Source organism: Streptomyces sp. ADI96-02 (assembly GCF_003846185.1).
Lineage (GTDB): Bacteria > Actinomycetota > Actinomycetes > Streptomycetales > Streptomycetaceae > Streptomyces.
In genome coordinates this window covers 2,322,438-2,339,809 of sequence record NZ_ML123034.1, presented here as the reverse complement: position 1 = coordinate 2,339,809, position 17,372 = coordinate 2,322,438, and the positions used below count along the sequence as shown (strand labels likewise).

Annotated in this window: 16 protein-coding genes and 1 riboswitch; of the genes, 11 read left to right on the top strand and 5 right to left on the bottom strand. The window is 72.3% G+C overall.

Features of this window, described 5'->3' with window-relative positions:
* On the bottom strand, positions 1 to 1,314 hold a 1,314-nt coding region (locus tag EES43_RS10190), incomplete at its 3' end, for a tetratricopeptide repeat protein (RefSeq protein ID WP_124271884.1).
* 97 nt (positions 1,315 to 1,411) lie between these two features.
* Between EES43_RS10190 and EES43_RS10185 the strand changes: the two genes are divergently transcribed.
* Complete coding sequence (locus EES43_RS10185; protein WP_124268440.1) at positions 1,412 to 2,779, top strand: FAD-binding oxidoreductase; 1,368 nt, start codon at positions 1,412 to 1,414, stop codon at positions 2,777 to 2,779.
* Between the two features lie 86 nt (positions 2,780 to 2,865).
* On the opposite strand, the gene EES43_RS10180 is transcribed toward EES43_RS10185, so the two are convergent.
* Positions 2,866 to 3,348, bottom strand: a complete 483-nt coding sequence (locus tag EES43_RS10180) for an SsgA family sporulation/cell division regulator (RefSeq protein WP_124271883.1) — start codon at positions 3,346 to 3,348, stop codon at positions 2,866 to 2,868.
* Positions 3,349 to 3,598: 250 nt separating this feature from the next.
* Here EES43_RS10180 and EES43_RS10175 point away from each other — a divergent pair, with 250 nt between their 5' ends.
* On the top strand, positions 3,599 to 5,263 hold the full coding sequence (locus EES43_RS10175) for an RDD family protein (protein WP_124268439.1): 1,665 nt from the start codon (positions 3,599 to 3,601) through the stop codon (positions 5,261 to 5,263).
* 126 nt (positions 5,264 to 5,389) lie between these two features.
* Entirely contained in the window at positions 5,390 to 6,055 is a 666-nt protein-coding gene (locus tag EES43_RS10170; protein WP_124268438.1) for an RDD family protein, read from the top strand.
* 44 nt (positions 6,056 to 6,099) lie between these two features.
* Here EES43_RS10170 and EES43_RS10165 read toward each other — a convergent pair whose 3' ends face one another.
* Positions 6,100 to 6,381 (bottom strand): hypothetical protein, encoded by a 282-nt coding sequence (locus tag EES43_RS10165; RefSeq protein ID WP_124268437.1) that lies wholly within the window; start codon positions 6,379 to 6,381, stop codon positions 6,100 to 6,102.
* 366 nt (positions 6,382 to 6,747) lie between these two features.
* Between EES43_RS10165 and EES43_RS10160 the strand changes: the two genes are divergently transcribed.
* Positions 6,748 to 9,150, top strand: coding sequence for an immune inhibitor A domain-containing protein (locus tag EES43_RS10160; protein ID WP_124268436.1), 2,403 nt, complete (start codon positions 6,748 to 6,750; stop codon positions 9,148 to 9,150).
* A 124-nt stretch (positions 9,151 to 9,274) separates the two neighbouring features.
* Entirely contained in the window at positions 9,275 to 9,643 is a 369-nt protein-coding gene (locus tag EES43_RS10155; RefSeq protein WP_124268435.1) for a hypothetical protein, read from the top strand.
* Positions 9,644 to 9,700: 57 nt separating this feature from the next.
* Here the strand turns inward: EES43_RS10155 and EES43_RS10150 are convergent, their stop codons facing one another.
* Entirely contained in the window at positions 9,701 to 10,297 is a 597-nt protein-coding gene (locus EES43_RS10150) for an isochorismatase family protein (protein ID WP_124268434.1), read from the bottom strand.
* 89 nt (positions 10,298 to 10,386) lie between these two features.
* Entirely contained in the window at positions 10,387 to 11,715 is a 1,329-nt protein-coding gene (locus EES43_RS10145) for a nicotinate phosphoribosyltransferase (RefSeq protein WP_124268433.1), read from the bottom strand.
* A 79-nt stretch (positions 11,716 to 11,794) separates the two neighbouring features.
* Here EES43_RS10145 and clpS point away from each other — a divergent pair, with 79 nt between their 5' ends.
* From clpS to EES43_RS10115, 6 genes are all read left to right on the top strand, one after another.
* Entirely contained in the window at positions 11,795 to 12,112 is a 318-nt protein-coding gene (gene clpS / locus EES43_RS10140; protein WP_124268432.1) for an ATP-dependent Clp protease adapter ClpS, read from the top strand.
* A gap of 40 nt (positions 12,113 to 12,152) precedes the next feature.
* Positions 12,153 to 12,764 carry a DUF2017 domain-containing protein gene (locus tag EES43_RS10135; protein ID WP_124268431.1) on the top strand — a complete coding sequence of 204 codons (612 nt, stop codon included), beginning with the start codon at positions 12,153 to 12,155 and terminating at the stop codon, positions 12,762 to 12,764.
* Between the two features lie 314 nt (positions 12,765 to 13,078).
* Positions 13,079 to 14,521 (top strand): amino acid permease, encoded by a 1,443-nt coding sequence (locus tag EES43_RS10130; protein ID WP_124268430.1) that lies wholly within the window; start codon positions 13,079 to 13,081, stop codon positions 14,519 to 14,521.
* 141 nt (positions 14,522 to 14,662) lie between these two features.
* Entirely contained in the window at positions 14,663 to 15,085 is a 423-nt protein-coding gene (locus EES43_RS10125; RefSeq protein WP_124268429.1) for a M67 family metallopeptidase, read from the top strand.
* Between the two features lie 60 nt (positions 15,086 to 15,145).
* Positions 15,146 to 15,245, top strand: a riboswitch (cobalamin riboswitch).
* 58 nt (positions 15,246 to 15,303) lie between these two features.
* Positions 15,304 to 16,329, top strand: coding sequence for an ABC transporter substrate-binding protein (locus tag EES43_RS10120; RefSeq protein WP_124268428.1), 1,026 nt, complete (start codon positions 15,304 to 15,306; stop codon positions 16,327 to 16,329).
* Complete coding sequence (locus EES43_RS10115) at positions 16,326 to 17,366, top strand: FecCD family ABC transporter permease (protein WP_124268427.1); 1,041 nt, start codon at positions 16,326 to 16,328, stop codon at positions 17,364 to 17,366. The genes EES43_RS10120 and EES43_RS10115 overlap by 4 nt, the downstream gene beginning before the upstream one ends.
* Positions 17,367 to 17,372 lie beyond the last annotated feature (6 nt).

The following is a 17,372-nucleotide window of genomic DNA, read 5'->3' as shown; positions in this document are numbered from 1 at the left end:
CAGCGCGTCGCAGACCGCCGCGCTGCGGTGCCGCTTCGCCCACTGCCCGCGCATTAGCTCCACGGCCTTCTCCGCCTCCCCGTGGTCGGCCGCGTGGCGGGCCGCGACCAGCGATTCGTCGACCCCGGCCGCCTGCGCCGACGCCAGCAGGTCCGCCAGCTTCGCGTACTGCGTACGGGCGTCGCCGTCCAACTCCAGCGACTCGTACAGCTCGGCCAGTTCGAGCACGTCCTGCGGGCGCGGAAGCGTCGCGACCGCCTTCTGGTACGCCGCCAGCGCCTCGTCGGGGCGCTCCAGGGCCGCCAGCGCGCGGGCCCGCCCCGCCTGCGAGGCGTGGCTGCCGGGGTCCGTGCGCAGCGCGGCGTCGAACTGGGCCAACGCCTCCTCCGGCTCCCCGCGCTCCCAGGCCAGCTCGCCCAGCCGGTGCAGCGCCCCGGCCTTCTCGGCGGGGGCGGTCGCCAGGTCCGCCGCCTCCCGCGCCAGGGCCAGCGCGTCCTCACGCCAGCCCTGGCCCCGGTAGAGGTCGGCGGTCCGGCCCAGCGCCGGCACGCCCTTGCGCAGTTCGCCGAACTTCTCCGTGGCCGCGGTCGCCGCCGTCCGGTCGCCCAGCCCCTCGTACGCGTCGATCAGGACCGGGTACACGCTCCAGGCGCCCGGCTGCCGGGCCTTCACCGTCTCGCCCCACCTCTTCGCCGCGAGGAAGTCGTGCCGCGCGTTGGCCAGCGCCGCGAGCCCCACCCATGCCCGCGTGTTGCCGCGTTCGCCGGGCTCCGCCGCCAGCGAGCGCTTCAGGGCGTCCTCGGCCCGCCCGTAGTACGCGGTGTCCGCCGAGCGCCGGCCCCACTCGACGTACGCCGCGCCCAGCGCCGCCCATGACGGCGCGTCGGCGGGGTGGGACTTCACCCACTTCTGCCGGTCTCCGATGAGCGCAGTCAGGTCCGAGAGCGAGGCCGGGGAGCCCGCGGTGGCCGCAGCCTCGGCCCGTTCGACCGGCCCCGGGGTCCTCGGCCCCGCGTCGCGCCCGCCGTCCGGTACGGCCACCAGAGCTCCGGCGACCAGGACCCCGGCCGCGACCGCCCCGAGCGCGGCCCGGCGCAGGGTCGTGCGCAGGGTGGGAGCCGGCGGCGGAAGCGCCGTCGCGCCCTCGGTGGGCGCGTGCGGCTGGTGCGGCGGGTCCAGCGGGTGCCCGGACGGCTCGAACGACGTGGACGGCTCGGACGGCACGGCCGGTCCGGACGGCACGGACGGTTCGGTCGGTCCGAACGGTTCGGACGGCTGGCGGGACTCCGGATCCTGCGGCGGCATGACATCCATGGCCCTCACTGTGCGCCAGTCATACGAGCACACCGCGTCTTGGGATCGTCGTCGCAGACGGGTTCACACCATTGGCCCCGGGTGTCAGGCTTGGATCATGAGCGATCTCCTCGAACGGCTGCGCGCGGGTCTTCCACCGGAGACCCTGATCACCGACGCGGACGTCACCGCGTCGTACGCCCACGACATGGCGAGCTTCTGCGAGGCGGGCGTCCCGGCCGTCGTCGTCCTGCCGCGCACGGTCGAGCAGGTCCAGCACGTCATGCGGACCGCCACCGCGCTGCGCGTCCCGGTCGTCCCGCAGGGGGCCCGCACGGGCCTGTCCGGTGCGGCCAACGCCTCGGACGGGTGCATCGTGCTGTCCCTGGTGAAGATGGACCGGATCCTGGAGATCAGCCCGGTGGACCGGATCGCCGTCGTCGAGCCGGGCGTCGTCAACGCGACCCTGTCACGCGCCGTGAACGAACACGGCCTCTACTACCCCCCGGACCCCTCCAGCTGGGAGATGTGCACGATCGGCGGCAACATCGGCACCGCGTCCGGCGGCCTGTGCTGCGTGAAGTACGGCGTCACCGCCGAGTACGTCCTCGGCCTGGAGGTCGTCCTCGCCGACGGGCGGCTGCTGACCACCGGCCGCCGCACCGCCAAGGGCGTCGCCGGCTACGACCTCACCCGGCTCTTCGTCGGCTCCGAGGGCAGCCTGGGCATCGTCGTCAAGGCCGTCCTGGCGCTCCGGCCGCAGCCGCCGCAGCAGCTCGTCCTCGCCGCCGAGTTCCCCTCCGCGACCGCCGCATGTGACGCTGTGTGCCGAATCATGGAGCGTGGTCACACCCCGTCACTCCTCGAACTGATGGACCGGACGACCGTACGCGCCGTCAACGCGCTGTCGGGCATGGGGCTGCCCGAGACCACCGAAGCACTGCTGCTCTGCGCCTTCGACACCCCCGATCCGGCGGCCGACCTCGCCGCCGTCGGAGCGCTGTGCACCGCCGCCGGAGCCACCGAAGTGGTCCCCGCCGACGACGCGGCCGAGTCCGAACTCCTCCTCCAGGCGCGCCGGATGTCGCTCACCGCGCTGGAGACCGTCAAGTCCGCCACGATGATCGACGACGTCTGCGTACCGCGCTCGCGGCTCGGCGCGATGCTGGAGGGCACGGCGGCCATCGCCGAGCGGTTCGACCTCACCATCGGCGTCTGCGCCCACGCGGGCGACGGCAACACCCACCCCGTCGTCTGCTTCGACCACACCGACCCCGACGAGTCCCGCAGGGCCCGCGCCTCCTTCGACGAGATCATGGCGCTCGGCCTGGAACTGGGCGGGACGATCACCGGCGAACACGGCGTCGGCATCCTGAAGAAGGAGTGGCTGGCCCGCGAACTCGGCGAGACCGGAATGGAGTTGCAGCGGAACGTCAAGGCGGCCTTCGATCCGCTCGGCCTCCTCAACCCCGGCAAGCTCTTCTGACGCCCGCCCCGATGATGTCGCCCGGCCTCGCCGACGCGGCCCCCTTCGCCGATGCCGCCCGCCGCCGCCCCCGCCGACGGCCGTCCTCACGCCTCGCCTTCCTGCGGCGACGACTCGTCCGAGGACCACGGCTCGCTCAGCCAGACGTCGTCGGCGGGCAGCGGGGCCAGCAGCTCCGCCAGCGCCTCGTCGAGGCCGAGCCGTTCGCTCTCCGTGCCCGGCGGCACGATCCGCAGCGTCCGCTCCACCCACGCGGCGGCAGCGGCGGACGGCACCTCCAGCAGGGCGTTGCCGTCCGGAGAGGTGAGGGCCACACAGATCACGCTGTGCTGGCCGACCTTGGTCGGCCAGATCCGCACGTCCCCGCCCCCGCACGGCCGGAACACCCCCTCCACCAGCAACTCCCGTGCGAACGTCCAGTGCACGGGCGACTCGGAACCGATGTGGAACGCGATGTGCACGGCGTACGGATCGTCGGTGCGATACGTCAGCCGGGCGGGCACGGGGATCGAGCGCTCGGGCGACAGGACGAGTTTCAGCTCCAGCTCACGTTCGACGATGTTCATCATGACGGTGCACGACCTTCCGGTGCTCGCGGGCCGGTCCCGTGACCGGCCCCGGCAGGAGAGAGCGCCCTCCACTTCGTTCATTACGCGACTTTCCGGAAAATCTTCGGCCCGTCCGCGAAGCGCGTGTCCCAAACACCCGGACCGGCCCGGCCGCGGTCGGCGGTCTGGTAGATGTGGACTCCTGTATGGAGGCCGTCCGCCCTCCCGGCGCCGAACGGCCCGAGGCCACCAAGAGATACGGGACCCGCTGATGAGCGCGCCAACTCCGGCACCCGGTGACGAGAGCCCCCGCGAGGGCTACTACCCCGACCCGTCCATCCCCGGTTACGTCCGGTACTGGAACGGCGCTTCCTGGGTGCCCGGGACGAGCCGTCCCGCCCCCGACCAGCAGCGGACCGCGTCGGCGGGCGCGCCGATGGAGGAGACCGGTCCGATCTTCTTCGACGAGGAGGACGACGCGCCGGACGGCTCGAACGCCCTGGACGCCTTGGAGCCCGGCCCGGCTCCGGTGGCCGGGGCCCCGCACGGCGCGGCCCGCTCGGAGGCCGCCTCCGTGTGGCAGGCCGACACCGCGCGGCAGGGCGGGTTCGGCGGCGAGCGGGACCGCCGGGTCTCCTGGGGCGACCCGGTTCCGGAGCCCGCCGCGCCGCCGCAGGACCGCCCCGGCCGGCCGGCCCCGGCGGGGCAGCCGGCGCCCGCCGGTCCGGCCGACCCCCGTACCGCCGCCGACCCCCGTGCCGCCGCCGAGCCTCGTGCCGCCGCCGACCCCCGTGCCGCCGTCGCCCAGGTCCCGGACCCGGGCTCGGCCTCGGCCGGCGGTGCCCTGCCCGGCATGCCGGACGGTGGCGGGCGGACGACTCCCGGCGGAGCCGGCGTGCGCCCGCCCACCGAGGGCACGGTCACCATCCGCGCCCTCGACCGGGGCGGCGAGAGCGTTCCGCCGCGCGGGCGCGAGGCGGACGCCGCGCCGGGCGAGGGCACGTTGACGATCCGGGCGACGGGCTCCGGCGCCGTCGCCCGCCGCCCCTCCGGCAGCGCGCCGCAGCCGCCGACCGCGCTCCGGCCGGCCGCCGCACTCCCGCCGGCCGCCGTACCCCCGGACCCGGCCGCGCCCCGGCCCGCCGCCGTGCCGCCGCAGGCCGTGCCCCCCGTGCAGCAGCAGCCCGCACCGGCCGCCCCGCAGCGGGCCGCGCTCCAGGGGCCGGTCCGGGCCCCCGCGCCCGACCTCGCTCCGGTGCAGCCCGCACCGCCTGCCCCGATGGCGTCAGGATCCGGCGGTGGCACCACCTCCTGGGCGCAGCAGGTCCACCAGCTGGCCCAGCCCGAACCGCGGCGGCACCAGCCGTTCGCGCAGCCCGGCGCGGACCAGCCCGTCGTCCCCTGGAAGCCGCCGGTCGACGATCCCTTCCAGCAGCTCGCCCGTTCCCAGGCCGCGGCCCGGCCCGCCGGTCTCGGGAAGCGGTTCGCCGCCCGGCTGGTCGACAGCCTCGTGCTCGGGGCGGCCGTCGGCGCGGTGGCCGCGCCCCTGGCCACCCGGGCGCTGGACCACATCGACCGGAAGATCAGCGCGGCCGAGCAGACCGGCCGGACCGTCACCGTCTGGCTGCTGGACTCCACCACCGGAGCCCTGCTCGGGACGCTGCTGGCGGCCTTCCTCGTCCTCGGTTTCCTCCTGGAGGCGCTGCCCACCGCCAAGTGGGGCCGCACGCTCGGCAAGAAGCTCCTCGGGCTCGACGTACGGGACATCGAGTCCCACGACGCGCCCTCGCTCGGCGCCGCGCTGCGGCGGTGGCTGGTCTACGGAGTGCTGGGCCTGCTCGTCATCGGGGTGGCCAACGTCCTGTGGTGCCTGGTCGACCGGCCGTGGCGGCAGTGCTGGCACGACAAGGCGGCCCGTACGTTCGTGGCGGGCTGACCGGGCGTCACGGCTGACCGGGCGTCACCCGGGCGTGGGACGGCCCGCGGAGCCGTATGCCGCCCGGCGTCCCCCGAAAGCACCTGAGCCGTTGCGGCCCTCGGAGGTGCGGGGTGCACTGCCCCCATGAGCAACGACCAGCCGACGCCCGGCCAGCCGCCCGAGGACGATGATCCGTTCCTCAAGAAGCCGCAGGAGCCTACGCCGCCGTCAGCGGGTTCGCCGTACGGGAACGTTCCGCCGCCCCCTCCGCCGCCGCCGAACGATCCGTACGGTGGTGGCGGCGGCTACGGCGGTGTCGATCCGCTGGCCGGAATGCCGCCGCTGGCCGAGCCGGGCAAGCGCGTCCTGGCGCGGCTCATCGACTTCCTGATCATCTCGATCCCGCTGTACCTGATCTCGCTGCCCTGGGGCGGCGCGGTCGACGTCTCCTCGGACAACGGCGACGACGGCTTCGGCGACGCGGTCGGCAACGCGTACACCGGACACCAGCTGCTGTGGTCGCTCATCGGGCTGGTGGTCTACGTCGCCTACGACACGTACTTCACTCACAAGGACGGGCGCACGCTCGGCAAGCGCCTGCTGAAGCTGCGTGTGGCGATGCTCAACGACGGGCGGGTGCCCGACGTCAGCGCCTCGCTGCTGCGGGCCGTCGTGCTGTGGGTTCCGGCGCTGCTGTGCTGCCCGTGCCTGTGGTGGCTGATCAACATCGTGCTGATGTTCATCGACAAGCCCTACCGGCAGGCGCTGGAGGACAAGGCGGCCAAGACCGTGGTCGTCGTGGCCCGTTAGACCCCGCCTTCCTGTCCTTCCGTTCGCCCATCCCCGCCCCCGGTTCAGCGGCGCAGCGAGTGCTCCTCGGTCCGCTCGGACGTGCGGGCGGCCGGGACCCGGCGCGGGGCCGGCCCGTCCGGGGCCCGGTGGGCGAGGGCGGCGGGCCGGACCGGGCGCGGGGCCGGCAGCACCGCGGCCACCAGGAGCCCGAGCGCGAGGGCCGCCGTGCAGACGGCCGCCACGGCGACGTCCGACGCGGCGCCGGACAGCAGCAGCAGGGCGAGGGCCGAGACGATGACGGTGGCCGAACCGTAGGCGAACTGTGCGGCAGTCGGACGCGGCATGGCGGTTCCGTCCTCGGGACGTCGGATGGGTCGGGCGGTCGACACGGTCGCGGGCGTCGAGCGACCTTACGACGGTGGATGCCCGACCCGGGCGGGCGGTAAGCGGGGCTTCCCTGTGGTGCCGGTGCACAGGGGGCGCACGGATTCACGCTTCTCACCAACCGGACGGTTCGACGCGCCTGTTGGCGGCGAATGTCCGCATTCCGGAAGAGCGCTCCTGCATAGTGCACTTGGTCTGTGCAAGTCAAGGTCTGTCTTTTCTCTCGTAACTCCGATCAAATGTCGTCACTTGTGACGCGTTTACGCGCGCGGCCCTCTTCACACCCCCCTGGCCGCTGCGCGGACGCCCGGGGAGGACTGCATCAAGTGACCAATCAGAGACGGGCACTTCGCACCGCTGCTGTTGTCGTGGCCATGGCCGCGACCGCCGCGACGGCGTCGACCTTCGCCACCGCCCAGGCGAACGACTCAACGTCGGGTTCGGGTGCTTCCATCGTCGACCGCCGTGACCCGGCGCCGGCCAAGGGGCACCAGAAGCACGACCTCGAAGGTCCCTTCAGCGAGCAGCAGGCCGCCGAGCGCGAGGCCGCGCTGGAGCAGGTGCTGTCCGGGGACAAGAAGGTCGCGAACCGGAGCGGTTCGCAGGTCGTCAAGCTCGGCGACAAGAAGTACGTGGAGCTGGGCCGGGAGAAGACCGACAAGATCTTCACCATCCTGCTGGAGTTCGGCGACAAGGTCGACGACACCACCATGATCGACCCGGACGGCGACGGCCCCAAGCCGCCCGTCCAGAAGTACGGCGGCACCCCGGGCCCGGCGCACAACCAGATCGCCAAGCCGGACCCGAAGAAGGACAACAGCACCGCCTGGAAGGCCGACTACAACCGCAAGCACTTCCAGGACCTCTACTTCGGCGAGGGCAAGGGCGTCAACTCGCTCAAGACCTACTACGAGAAGACCTCCTCGGGCCGCTACTCGGTCGAGGGCGAGGTCTCCGACTGGGTCAAGGTCCCGTACAACGAGGCCCGCTACGGCTCCAACTACTGCGGTTCGACCAACTGCGCCAACGTCTGGGACGCGGTCCGCGACGGCGTCAACGCGTGGGTCGACGACCAGAAGGCCAAGGGCCGTACGACGGCGCAGATCAAGGCCGACCTGGCGGAGTACGACGCCTGGGACCGCTACGACTTCGACGGCGACGGCAACTTCAACGAGCCGGACGGCTACATCGACCACTTCCAGCTGGTCCACGCCGGTGAGGACGAGTCCGCCGGCGGCGGCGCCGAGGGCACCAACGCCATCTGGGCGCACCGCTGGTACGCCTACGGCACCAACGCCGGCGCGACCGGTCCGGCCGGCAACAAGGCCGGCGGCGCCGAGATCGGCGACACGGGCATCTGGGTCGGCGACTACACCGCACAGCCCGAGAACGGCGGCCTGGGCGTCTTCGCCCACGAGTACGCCCACGACCTCGGCCTCCCGGACCTGTACGACACCTCCGGCGGCGGCGAGAACTCGGTCGGCTTCTGGTCCCTGATGTCGGCGGGCTCCTGGCTCGGCACCGGCAAGGGCGAGATCGGCGACCTGCCCGGCGACATGACGTCGTGGGACAAGCTCCAGCTGGGCTGGCTCGACTACGCCAAGGCCAAGGCGGGCAAGACCTCGCTGCACAAGCTGGGCGTCTCGGAGTACAACACCAAGGACAAGCAGGCGCTCGTCGTCGAGCTGCCCGAGAAGGCCGTCACCACCACGGTCGTCAAGCCCGCCGAGGGCGCGAAGCAGTGGTGGAGCGACATGGGCGACGACCTGTCGAACACCCTGACCCGCTCGCTCGACCTGACGGGCAAGTCGAAGGCCGTGCTCGACCTCTCGGGCTGGTACGACATCGAGGCCGACTACGACTACCTCTACACCGAGGTCTCGGAGAACGGCGGCTCCAGCTGGACCCCGCTCGACGGCACCGCCGACGGCAAGGCCATCCCGCGCGACGCCAGCGACAAGCCGGCCCTGACCGACGTCTCCGGCGCGTACAAGAAGCTCTCCTTCCCGCTGGACGCCTACGCGGGCAAGAAGATCGACCTCCGCTTCCGCTACCAGACCGACGGCGGCGCGGGCGGCAAGGGCTTCACGGCCGACGGCATCAGCGTCACCGCCGACGGCGCCCCGCTCTTCTCGGACAACGCCGAGGGCGACGACAACGGCTGGACCGCGAAGGGCTTCTCGCGGATCGGCGAGTCCTTCACGCAGGACTACCCGCAGTACTACATCGCGGAGAACCGCCAGTACGTCTCGTACGACGAGACCCTGAAGGTCGGCCCGTACAACTTCGGCTTCTCCACGACCCGCCCCGACTGGGTCGAGCACTACTCCTACCAGACGGGTCTGCTGGTCTGGCTGTGGGACACCTCGCAGAAGGACAACAACACCTCGGTCCACCCGGGCCAGGGCCTGATCCTTCCGGTCGACTCCCACGCCAAGCCGCTCAAGTGGACGGACGGCACGGTCCTGCGCAACAAGATCCAGCCGTTCGACGCGCCGTTCAGCTGGTACCCGAACAAGGGCTTCACGCTGCACAACGCCGACGTGCCGCTGAAGATCAAGCCGTCGCTCGGCGCGCCGGTCTTCGACGACCGCAAGGGCACCTACTGGTACGCGGAGAACCCGACGGGCAGTGTCAAGGTTCCTGACACCAACACCCGGATCTCCATCGTCAGCCAGCCGCGCGACGGCTCGACGATGACGCTGCTGGTCAGCCCCTCGGGCAAGTAGTACCGCATCACCGCAGGTCAGACCATGATCGGCCGTCGCCCTCTAGCGGGCGGCGGCCGATCGTGTTTAGGTGCCTCTTGTCCGTATTCTTATTGACACGACGTCTCATGGGGGAGCGCGCGGTATGGCCGACGGAGGTTTCTGCAGGTTGCCGAACGGCACGGTGGTGGTGGCCCTCACCCTCACCCGCCCGGCCGACGGAACGGCGCCGTGCGGCGGCGCGGCCGGAGCGCCGGGCGCGCCGGTCCGGGTGCTGGTGCACGCCGCGAACCGGGCCCGCGCCCTGACCAGGCTGCGGAACCTGGGGCTGCGCGCCGTCTACCTGCGCGGCAACGCCCGGCCGCCCACGCCGGACGAGATCACGGCGGTGCTGCACCACCCGGACGGCCTGCTCTGGCGGACCGCGCCGCAGTCCGGCCAGGAGCTGTGGCACCCGATCCGGGCGCTGCTGGGCCCCGCCGGACACGCCGGACCCGCCCGCCCGGCGGCCTGAGGGGGCCTGAGGCGGGCTGGGACCGGTCGGGAGCGGCCAGGACGGCGGCCCCGGCGCCTACCCGGCCTCGGCGACCACCGGCGTGCCGGAGAGCTTCACGCCCGCCGTCCGCAGCTCCGCCAGGGCCCGCTCGGTGGTCGGCCCGGCGACCCCGGCGGTGAGGTCGAGCAGTACGTGCGTGACGAAGCCCTCGCGGGCGGCGTCCAGCGCGGTGGCGCGGACGCAGTGGTCGGTCGCGATGCCGACCACGTCGACCTCGGTCACCTCGCGGTCGCGCAGCCACTGGGCGAGACCGGTCCCGTTCTCGTCGGCGCCCTCGAAGCCGCTGTACGCGGCCGAGTACGCGCCCTTGTCGAACACGGTGTCGATCGCGCCGGAGGCCACGGCGGGCGCGAAGTTCGGGTGGAAGCCCACTCCCTCCGTGCCGGCGACGCAGTGCACCGGCCAGGAGCGCTCGAAGTCCGGCGTGGCGGAGAAGTGGTCCCCGGGGTCGATGTGGTGGTCGCGGGTGGCCACGACATGGCGGTAGCCGGGTTGGGCGTCGCCGATCAGGTCGGTGATGGCGGCGGCGACGTCGGCACCGCCCGCCACCGCGAGGCTGCCGCCCTCGCAGAAGTCGTTCTGAACGTCCACGACGATCAATGCGCGGTGCATGGCGGGTCCTTCGGTGGGGGAGGGAGCGGTGAGGTGCACGGGGACGCCATCGAGCCTAAGGGCTGTGCCCCTCTCCGCTCCGCCGCGTCTCACACGTACTCCGTCGGAATCACCGGCTCGCCGCGGGACAGCTGCGTGGCCGACAGCGGCAGCCGGCCGCGGGCCGCGACGTGCCGCTCGCGGGCCGCCTCCAGGGGCTCGCGGGCGACCACCTCGCCGCCGCGCACCAGCTCCACCAGCAGCTCGCTGCCGGCCAGCTCGGCGGGCACCTCGCCGGTGCCGACCACCTCCGCCTCCGCGACCCCGTACGCGTCCATCCGGCGCGCCGCCCACTTGCGCCCGCCCCGGGACGCCTTCGACCCCAGCGACTTCTTCGCCACCGGGACCAGCGCGTCGTCCGGGTCGGCCGAGCCGGCGCGGGCGACCAGTTTGTAGACCATCGAGCAGGTGGGGTGCCCGCTCCCGGTCGCGAGCTGGGTGCCGACCCCGTACGCGTCCACCGGAGCGGCGGCCAGCGAGGCGATGGCGTACTCGTCCAGGTCCGAGGTCACCACGATCTTCGTCCCGGTGGCCCCCAGCTCGTCGAGCTGCTGGCGCACCCGGTGCGCGACCAGCAGCAGGTCGCCGGAGTCGATCCGTACGGCGCCGAGTCCGGGCCCCGCGATCTCCACCGCGGCCCGGACCGCCTCCGCCACGTCGTACGTGTCGACCAGCAGCGTGGTGCCGTGCCCCAGCGAGTCGACCTGGGCGCGGAAGGCGTCGCGCTCGGTGTCGTGGAGCAGGGTGAAGGCGTGCGCGCTCGTGCCGACGGTGGGGATGCCGTAGCGGAAGCCGGCCGCCAGGTCGGAGGTGGTGTCGAAGCCGCCGACGTACGCGGCGCGGGCCGAGGCGACCGCGGCCAGCTCGTGCGTGCGCCGGGCGCCCATCTCGATCAGCCGGCGGCCCCCGGCGGCGGCCGACATCCGCGAGGCGGCGGCGGCGATGGCGGAGTCGTGGTTGAGGATGGAGAGGATCACCGTCTCCAGCAGCACGCACTCGGCGAAGGAGCCCTCGACCCGCACGACGGGCGAGCCGGGGAAGTACACCTCGCCCTCCGGATAGCCCAGGACGTCGCCCCGGAAGCGGAAGTCAGCCAGCCAGTCGAGCGTGGGGCCGTCGACGACCTTCCGCTCGCGCAGGAAGCCGATCATCTCGTCGTCGAAGTGGAAGTTCTCCACCGCGTCCAGCAGCCGCCCGGTGCCGGCGACGACGCCGTACCGCCGCCCCTCGGGGAGCCGCCGGGTGAACGCCTCGAAGACCGAGTGCCGGTCGGCGGTGCCGGCCCGGAGAGCCGCCTGCACCATCGTGAGCTCGTACTGGTCGGTGAAGAGGGCGGTCGACGGTACTCCGACCCGTCGACCAAGGTCCGCTGAGTTCATGGCACGGATGCTACCCCCTATTCGTCAGAGTGACGAGATGTGGGGTCCGTTTGTGCGCCGGCCCCGCTCGGGTGGCAGCATGGGACAGGTGAGCGTTGCTGCCCCCTTAGAGATCGAACGTCCTGAATCCGCCGAGGAGACCTTCGCGGTCCCCGAGCCGGACGTCCCGTGGGTGACGCTCGTCCACAACGACCCGGTCAATCTCATGAGCTATGTGAGCTATGTCTTCCAGGCCTACTTCGGCTACTCCAAGGACAAGGCGCACCGGCTCATGCTCGACGTGCACCAGAAGGGCCGCGCCGTCGTCTCCAGCGGAAGCCGCGAGGAGATGGAGCGCGACGTCCAGGCCATGCACGGTTACGGGCTGTGGGCCACCCTCACCCAGGACCGCAACTGACCGCCGCCCCCGCCCCGCCCGACCCACCATCGGAGAATCCATGGCCGGCCATTTCGAGGCCACCCCAGGCGGCGGCGCGGCCGTCGCGCTCGACGAGGTCGAGATCTCGATCCTGCGCTCCCTCGCCGTGCAGCTGCTCGAACTGATCGGCCCCGGCGACCAGCCGGCCGAGGGCGAGGACCCGCTCGCCGCGCTCTTCGCCGAGGGCCCCAGCGAACCGCCCTCCGACCCCGCCCTCGCCCGCCTCTTCCCCGACGCGTACGGAGGTCCGGGGGAGCGGGCCGCGTCCGCCGAGGCGGACAAGGAGCTGCGGGAGGCGGCCTCGGAGTTCCGCCGCTTCACCGAGAACGACCTGCGCTCGCGCAAGCGCGAGGACGCGCTCGCCGTCGTGCGGACCCTGGACGCCCTCGCGCCCGGCGGGGACGGCGGCGCGGTGCTCACCCTCTCCGGCGACCAGTGCCGCAGCTGGCTCGGCGCCCTCAACGACCTCCGGCTCACCATCGGCGCCCGGCTGGAGGTCTCCGACGAGGACGAGGGCGAGGAGGGCTCGCTCTACCGGCTCCCCGACGGCGACCCGCGCAAGCCGATGGTCATGGCCTACCTCTGGCTCGGCGCGCTCCAGGAGACGCTCGTCGAGACGCTGATGCCGTGAGCCGGCGGGTCCGGGCGGCGTTCGCTCAACGAACGCTCAAATTCGAATAACGATCCTGTCACCCGAACGGCCTTTTTTATTGCGGATGGAAACGCTTGTCCGCTTTTTCCTGTGGTGTGCACCACAGAATGTCCCACGGTGTCCACGGGCGGCCGTGATAAATCTTCACGACCGCCCGGGGACGCCACCCCTGTTCCCGGGGGCGCTACGAGCCGGCCGAACGCCGGCGGCACTCCATCCATATCCGGGGGGATCAGGACCTGATCCGCAGCCAGGGACGGCGCGCGGATCAGCGTGGAGAAAGGCGCACCACCATGACATCGGCGCAGGTCGACGACGGACGGGCCGGCAAGGGACCACTCGGCGTTGAAACCGGGGACACCGAGGCCGGCGAGGGATACCAGCGCGGTCTGGGAGCCCGGCAGATCCAGATGATCGCCATCGGCGGAGCCATCGGCACCGGACTCTTCCTCGGTGCGGGCAAAGCCATCGACCGGGCCGGACCGAGCCTCATCCTGGCCTACGCGATCGCGGGCCTGGTCATCTTCTTCATCATGCGGGCCCTGGGCGAACTCCTCATGTACCGCCCCGTTTCCGGTTCCTTCGCGGAGTACGCCCGCGAATTCCTCGGCCCGTTCTTCGGATTCGTGACCGGCTGGACCTACTGGCTCTTCTGGGTCGTCACCGGAATCACCGAAGTCACCGCCGCGGCCACCTACATGACGTACTGGTGGGACATTCCGCAATGGCTGTCCGCGCTGGTCTTCACCATCATTCTGTTCGGCGCCAACCTGATCTCCGTGAAGCTCTTCGGCGAGCTGGAGTTCTGGTTCTCCATGGTCAAGGTCACCGCGATCATCGGCATGATCCTGATCTGCGCCGGCGTCCTGACCGTCGGCTTCTCCGACGCCGGTGACACCGCGACCGTCTCCAACCTCTGGAACGACGGCGGCTTCTTCCCCAACGGCATCAGCGGCACCCTCATGACGCTCCAGATCGTCATGTTCGCCTTCCTCGCCGTCGAACTCGTCGGCGTCACCGCCGGGGAGTCCAAGGACCCCAAGACCGTGCTGCCCAAGGCCATCAACACCGTGCCGTGGCGCATCGCCGTCTTCTACGTCGGCGCGCTGGTCATGATCCTGTCCGTCGTGCCGTGGTCCACGTTCAAGCCCGGCGTCTCGCCGTTCGTGAAGGCCTTCGAGGAGATGGGGCTCGGCATCGGCGCCGCCATCGTGAACTTCGTCGTCCTGACCGCGGCGCTCTCCTCCTGCAACTCCGGCATGTACTCCACCGGCCGCATGCTCCGCGACCTCGCCCTCAACGGCCAGGGCCCCCGCGCCTTCACCAAGCTCACGAAGAACGGCCTGCCGCTCGCCGGCACCGCCTTCTCCGCCGCCCTGATGCTCGTCGGCGTGTGGATCAACTACCAGTGGCCGGGCGAGGCGTTCAACTACGTCGTCTCCTTCGCCACCATCTCCGGCATGTGGGCCTGGATCATGATCCTGGTCAGCCAGATCCGCTACCGGCGGATGGCCGACGCGGGCCTCCTCCCGCAGTCCACCTTCAAGGCGCCCGGAGCCCCGTACACCAGCTGGTTCGCCCTGTGCTTCATCGGCCTGGTCATCGTCATGATGGCCGTCGACGAGGACGCCAGGATCTCGCTCTACTGCGCACCGCTGTGGGCCCTCCTGCTCGGCGTCTCCTACCTGGTCCTCAAGGCGCGCAATCCGGAGAACACCGCCTTCACCAAGCGCTGACGGCCTCCTCCCGGACCGCCCCGGGCCGCCCCAACGGCCGCGGCGTCCAGCCTGCGGGCCCTCCCGTACCACTCACCGGTACGCGAGGGCCCGCAGGCCCGGCCCGGCCGGCGCACCGGAGGCCGGTCATATCCTGGCGCCATGCTCACCATCACCCAGGCGCTCCACGACCGGATCGTCGCCCACTGCCGCGCCGACCACCCCGACGAAGCCTGCGGAGTGGTCGCGGGCCCGGCCGGGACCGGACGCGCCGAACGCTTCATCCCGATGCTCAACGCCGCCCGCTCGCCCACCTTCTACGAGTTCGACTCGGGCGACCTCCTCAAGCTCTACCGCGAGATGGACGACCGCGACGAGGAGCCGGTGATCGTCTACCACTCGCACACCGCGACCGAGGCGTACCCCTCCCGCACCGACGTCACCTACGCCAACGAGCCCGGCGCGCACTACGTCCTGGTCTCCACCGCCGACACCGACGGCGCCGGCCCCTTCCAGTTCCGCTCGTACCGCATCGTGGACGGCGAGATCACGGAAGAAGACGTGCAGGTCGTCGAGGCGTACTGAGCGCGGCGCCGCTCATTCCGTCTGGCACACTGCACCCCGAGACCCGTACAAGGCAGCAGGAACCAGGAAGCCGGTGCGAATCCGGCACGGTCCCGCCACTGTGACCGGGCCCCCTCCAAGCGCACAGCGCACCGGAGGGCGGCCCGGGAGTCAGGAACTGGCCCGCAGCCTTCCCGCACCGACCAGGGGACGCGGAAATCCCCCGGAGAGGCCCCGCCATGCCCCGGCGCACCCCCGCGCTCATAGCCGCCGCCGTGCTGCTCCCGCTCGCCCTGACCGCCTGCTCGACCCCGGCCGGCGACGACGCCCCGGACGCCGGGCGGACCGACGGGAGGAAGACCGGCGCGAACAGCGACGGCTTCCCCTACACCGTCACCAACTGCGGCGTCACCACGACCTACCAGGCCCCGCCCGAGCGCGTCGTCACCATGAACCAGCACGTCACCGAGATCATGCTGGAACTGGGCCTGGCCGACTCCCTCGTCGGCACCGCCTACCTCGACGACCGGGTCCTGCCGAAGTACGCGAAGGACTACGCCTCCGTACCCGTCCTGGCCAAGGAGTACCCCTCCTACGAGCAGCTCCTCGCCGCGAACCCCGACTTCGTCTACGGCGGCTACGCCACCGCGTTCGCCGCGGGCGACGGCCGCAGCCGCGAGGCGCTGGAGAAGTCCGGCATCGAGACCCGGCTCAACACCGAGTACTGCGCCGAGGACGACACCCCGATGGACACCCTCTACCAGGAGGTCCGCGAGGTCGGCCGCACCTTCGGCGTCGCCGACCGCGCCGAGGCGTGGATCGAGCGGGCCGAGGCGCAGAACGCCGCCATCGCGAAGAGACTGGCCAACGTCGACCCCGTCCCCGTCTTCGCCTACGACAGCGGCGACAGGACCGCCTTCACCGCCGGTGGCAAGGGCATCGGCAACGAGCTGATCGAACGGGCCGGCGGAACCAACGTCTTCGCCGACCTCGACAAGACCTTCGGCGACGCCTCCTGGGAGAACGTCGTCGCCCGCAAGCCCGAAGCCGTCGTGATCTACGACTACGGCTCCACCACCGTCGCCCAGAAGAAGAAGCGCCTCCTCACCGACCCGGCCCTCGCCGACGTCCCCGCGATCAGGAACAAGCGCTTCGCCGTGCTGCCGCTCTCCGACGCCGTCCTCGGCGTCCGCGTCCCCGCCGCCGTCGGCAGACTCGCCGCCCAGCTCCACCCGGCGGCGGAAACGGCGGCCACCGCCCCGTGACCTGCCGCACCCCCGCACCGCGGCGGGCGCTGCGCCGCACCCTGGTCCTCGGCTCCCTGGCCGCGCTGCTGGCCGCCGCCGTCCTCGCCGCGCTCGCCCTCGGCTCCGTCCGCATCCCGCCCGGCCAGGTCCTCGACATCCTGACCGGGCGGGCGGCGGCGAGCCCGTTCCGCACGATCGTCCTGGACGTCCGGCTGCCGCGCGTGCTGCTCGGCGTCGTCGTCGGCGCCGGACTCGCCGTCATCGGCGCCGTCCTCCAGGCCCTCGTCCGCAACCAGCTCGCCGACCCGTTCCTCCTCGGCGTCTCCTCCGGCGCCTCCACCGGCGCGGTCCTGGTCATCGTCCTCGGCGTCGGGGCCACCCTCGCCACCACCGTCACGATCCCCGCCGCCGCCTTCGCCGGAGCGCTGCTCTCCCTGCTGACCGTCTACGCGCTGGCCCGCGGCGGCGGCGGGCTGACCACCAACCGGCTCGTCCTCGCCGGGGTCGCCGTCTCCTACGTCCTGTCCGCCCTGACCAGCCTGATCCTGGTCACCTCCGCCCGCGCCGACCACCTCCAGGAAGTCCTCCACTGGACCCTCGGCGGCCTCGGCGCGGCCCGCTGGGACATGCTCGCGCTCCCCGCGGCCACCCTGGTCCTCGGCACCGCCGTCCTGCTCGCCCTGGCCCGCCCGCTCGACCTGCTCCTGGTGGGCGAGGAGGGAGCCACCGTCCTCGGCCTGGACACCGCCCGCTTCCGGGCCGCCGTCTTCGTCCTCGCCTCCCTCATGACCGGCGTCCTCGTCGCGTACAGCGGTGCGATCGGCTTCGTCGGCCTGATGGTCCCGCACATGGCCCGGATGGCCGTCGGGGCCGCGCACCGCGCCCTGCTGCCGGTCACCGCCCTCGGCGGCGCGCTCTTCCTCGTCCTCGCCGACCTCGCCGCCCGCACCCTCGCCGCCCCGCAGGACATCCCGGTCGGCGTCCTCACCGCCCTGACCGGCGGCCCGTTCTTCCTCTGGATGCTCCGCCGCCGCCCCGAGGGAGCCCCCGCATGACGACCC